This is a genomic window from Nitrococcus sp., from assembly GCF_059432795.1.
The window spans coordinates 1-3,681 of sequence record NZ_JBXWZQ010000181.1; the positions used below are offsets into that span (position 1 = coordinate 1).

Sequence of the window (3,681 nt, forward strand, 5' to 3'; positions counted from 1 at the left end):
CAAGCTTGCCGTTTGATCGTGGAACGCGATCGGCAGGCGAACATGCAATCTCACCCTTGGTTCGGAGAGCAACGATGCACCATTCGGACAAGCCCGACCTTCTGCTCCGCGTCGCCTGTGCGATTACCGGTGCCGACGCTGCGCTGGTTTCCGAATGCGAGGGTGTGTTGGAGCGGCGCAGAGAGGTCCGGCACGCGGCGGCATTCCTGCTCACTTTCTCGGTGGCCGCAGTATTGTGGGGTGCGGTGCTGTCCTTGATGCTGCCACTCTGGGCCGCGATTCTGGGCGGGATGCTCGCGGGCGCCATCATCTATTTGCTTGATCTCTCGATCAGCACCGCCGACTGGGATTTGAAGGGGATTCTGGCGGAGCCGATGACTGCCTCGTTCCGAGCCTTTCAGCGCACCGTGGCACGGTGGGTGAAGATCGTCATCCGCCTGGCTCTTGCGCTGACACTCGCCATGGTGACCGGTACGTACGTGACGCTCTGGCTGTTTAACGAAACGATCGAGACCCATCTTCACGCAGAACGACAGGCCTATAACGCACCCATTGAGGCTGCGCACCGCGCAGCGGCAGAAAGGCTTCGCAACGATTTGCTGGCGGGACCTCTTGCGGACCGGAAGGCCGCAGCCGATGAGCGTGGAGACCTGCAGCAGAGTTTGCGTGACTCGCAATCGGCATTGGTCGTGGCGGAACAGGCTGCGGCGGAGGCTCGCGTCGAGATGCACCGGGAAGAAAGCGGCATTGGCGGGCGGGCGGCTGGCCGCGGTCCGAGATACCGCGAGGCAGAGCTGCGGCTCGAAGCCGCCAACCGTCGAGTGGCCCAGGCGCAGCAGGACCTCGATCGGGACCGCGCTCGGCTGTTGGAAATCGAGCGTCGAATCACGGAAGGCGACGAGCGCGTGCGCGAGGCCGATCGCGTCTTCCAGGTTCGTGCTACCGCGCTGATCCAGGAACGCGATGCGAAACTCCGTCCGGCAACCAGTGACTTCCTGGGGCGCTTCACCGCGTTGCAGAGGATGAAAGAGGAGTCCCTCGAGGTCGTGTTCGTGGCCTATGCCACGAAGGCTGTCATCGTCATCTTCGAAATGGTGTTCTTCCTCGTCTTCCTGAATGCGCATGCGAGCACCTACATGGTCCGCCTCATCGCCAGGACCCGTTTGGAGGCGGCCCGGGTGGACAACGAGTTCGGTCGCGCGCTCGGCGAGATCAACGAGACCTCCCGGTATACAGACTCGGGGACTCGTGGAGATCCCGTCACGTCTGCTTCGCCCGAGTGCTCGGCAGCCGGCTCGGAGTGCCGTCATACAGCCGACGAACCGTTGTTCGAGGCGGCTCCCGATCCCGCCGACTCGGTATCGACTGCGGACCCATGGCTTGGCGGGGCACCAGCTCCGAAGACCGCGACAGAACGCCACCCCGTAATCGGGGGCGAGCCCGGCGACCTCATCACCACGGCCGAGGCTTTGGCCGACCCGGACCGCTATTGGGTAAACCCTGACAGGCCTGACGAGATCTGGAGCCGTCGCCATCGCGACGGGTTGCTGGATCCTGGGTACGGCAAGGCGGCCTGAGCAGAGCAAAGGTTCTCCGGCATATGGGACAACAGGAACACAGGAGGAGAGAAGGTATGACCGAGCAAACGCACAGCGAAGCGACCCGCGCGGTTCAGGATCGGATTACCCGCGTGATTCAGGCCAGCCGGACGGCGCGGTGTGTGCGTGCATGCCTCCTTGCCACGCGCGACCGTGATCATGCGCTCGGCCTTCTCAAGGAGACGGTACGGTCGGCCGGGGATGTGCCCCTGAATCACTTCACCGTTGCTGCGAGGCGGCGCTTCCAGCAGCAGGATCTGCGCTGGGAGACGGTCGGACAGGGCCCGAATGACACCTTCACGTTGCTTGACGAGGCGCAACGACTGCGCGGTGGTGGCGTGGTCGTTCTTGAGGACTCCACGGCCTTTCTGCGTGACGAGGGCGGCGACCAGCGGGTGCGCATGTTGCTTGCGCAGATGCTCTCGGCCGAGACGCAGAGCGATGGTCTGGTGCTCGCATTCGTCGAGCCGCCGGAGGCTGGAGACCGCTTGCCGTCCATCCTTCAGGACCAGTTCGTACGCCTCGATATTCCCTACCCGCGTGCGCCCGAACTCACCGCCATCGCGACCCAGGAGATCGCTCTTCTGGCGCATCGCACGGGAACCGCGATGGCGGCGGAGGAAATCAGGAGCCAGGCGGACCGGTTGGCCACGGAGTTGGTCGGCCTGACGCGCAGCGCCGCACGGGACGCACTTTGGGATGCTCTTGCGGCCAGCCCGAAGGACGGCGAGGGTGCCTACCGGCGCCTTGCCTCGCGCAAGGCCGAGCAGCTGAGCCGGGACCTGGCGATGAACATCCTCGACACTAACGGGGCCGAGGAACCGACCGGACTGGAAAACCTGGTCGATTATCTCCGGGTCACGCAGGACCGGATGCGAATCAGCGGTTCGCATAGGGCTCGGGGTGTGCTGCTGATCGGGCCGCCCGGCACGGGCAAGACCATGCTCGCGCGCGCGATCGGCAGGCTGGTGAATCTGCCGGTTGTCGAGTTCCGCATCTCTGCTTTGATGAACTCGCTTCTCGGCGAGACGGAGCGGCGTTTCGCGCAGGCCTTCCAGACTCTGGAGGCGATGGGTCCCAACGTGGTGTTCATCGACGAGATCGAAAAGGCGTTCGGCGACTCGTCGGAGCGGGATGGGGGCACCATGATGCGTTGTACCGGGGCGCTGTTGTCCTGGCTCTCCGACAACCCCCACCCGAACTACATCGTCGCCACCTCCAACAGCCTGCGGCGCATGGGCGAGGTGGGTCTGACGATGACACGGTCGGAGCGATTCGATGCCGCATTCTTCGTGGACGTGCCCGGATACGCGGCACGGCGGAGCATGCTCGCGAACTGGCTTGGCGGAAACATCGAGAGTCTGGACGCTGCGGCCGAGGAACTTGCCGGGCTCACGCAAAAGTTCTCCGGCGCGGATCTGCGCTCAGTGTTCAAGCAGGCTCTGAACCGTGCAGCGTATGAGCACCGGCCGCTCACCCTTGATGGACTGAAGTACGAGGTGGAACGCAAGCGTGCCCGGGCGCTGGCGATCTACGACGAGTTTCGCGAGCTGCGCCGCTGGGGGCAGCAGTACTGCGATCCGGCCTCGGCCACCGCCGATTGACAGCCAACCATTCTGGAGGAACCAGTCATGAGCAACACGAGTACCGTCACCCCCTACGAAAACCTCGACAATCAGGCCTACGACACGGATACCGGGTCTGCCGCCGGCGCGGGCGCAGCGGTCGGCGCCGTCGCCCTCACAGTTGCCGGCGCCGCAGCGGGGGTATACGGGCTGTACAGGCTCGGCCGCTGGTTGGCGAAGGCACCGGAATTGACGCCCGAGCAACTGGAGGAAATTCAATCCGTCCAAGAGCAATACCGGGATGAAATGGAGCGGATCGGCGCGGCTGACAGGCCCCAGTTCAAGACGCTGAGCCTGCATCTCAATGAGCCTCAGACGTTGCTGAGCGCCGCATCAACCCTTGGTTACCGGGCAGTTGCCGCACCGGGGCTGGCGTCGCATGGCGACGCGGCGCCTCTGCTGCTCGAGCGCGGCGACGGGAGCCGGCTTGCGATTACCAGGAACGAGACCGGGCGGCT

Annotated in this window: 3 protein-coding genes; all 3 read left to right on the forward strand. The window is 64.6% G+C overall.

Features of this window, described 5'->3' with window-relative positions; genetic code table 11:
• The first annotated feature begins 74 nt into the window (after positions 1–74).
• A complete protein-coding gene (locus AC52Q4_RS12595) occupies positions 75–1,577 on the forward strand; it encodes a DUF4407 domain-containing protein (RefSeq protein WP_495537145.1) in 1,503 nt (500 codons plus the stop codon).
• Positions 1,578–1,633: 56 nt separating this feature from the next.
• Positions 1,634–3,202: an ATP-binding protein gene (locus AC52Q4_RS12600; protein WP_495537146.1), complete on the forward strand. Its 1,569-nt coding sequence runs from the start codon at positions 1,634–1,636 to the stop codon at positions 3,200–3,202.
• A gap of 27 nt (positions 3,203–3,229) precedes the next feature.
• A partial coding sequence (locus AC52Q4_RS12605; RefSeq protein ID WP_495537147.1) for a hypothetical protein occupies positions 3,230–3,681 on the forward strand: 452 nt, incomplete at its 3' end.